1 protein-coding gene is annotated in these 443 nt (G+C 64.3%); it reads right to left on the bottom strand.

Going from position 1 to position 443, the window contains the following annotated elements:
• Positions 1–443, bottom strand: a 443-nt coding sequence (locus tag CXG43_RS01350) for a terminase gpA endonuclease subunit (RefSeq protein ID WP_198551374.1), incomplete at both ends; no start/stop codon positions are given.

Genomic DNA, 443 nt, shown 5'->3' with positions numbered 1-443 from the left:
CGGCGCGAATTGGCATGCTGCGGCCGGTTTCATCGCCTAGCGGGTAGCGCCTGGTGATGACCTTGTCGACCAGCCGCTCCCAGTCCTCGAGGTACTTCGGCGGGTCGAGCGGCAGGAAGCCACCGGAACCGTCCGGACGTGTCGACGTGCGCAGCGTGAAGGAATCCACCACCCAACGCTCCAGCTGGCCCGATTCGTTCACGCCGAACCCCAGAATCAGCACCACGAACCGGTTAGCTTGGTTGTCCACGGTCGCGACGAGGAAGCGCACGCCGGCAGGCACGTAGCCTGACGGCCACGTCTCTGCTCGCTCCTTCATTTCGTTCGGATCGCTGGAGGACCTTGCCGCCATCGGCACGTAATTGATGGCGCCGTCGACGTTGTGCGTCGTCTTCAACGGCCGTTCTTCGCCCGTGCTGGCAAAGGTGCGCATCGCCTGCAGA

The organism is Stenotrophomonas sp. Bg11-02 (genome assembly GCF_002836635.1).
In the GTDB taxonomy this organism is placed as follows: domain Bacteria; phylum Pseudomonadota; class Gammaproteobacteria; order Xanthomonadales; family Xanthomonadaceae; genus Stenotrophomonas; species Stenotrophomonas lacuserhaii.
This window is presented reverse-complemented; position numbering and strand designations above follow the sequence as displayed.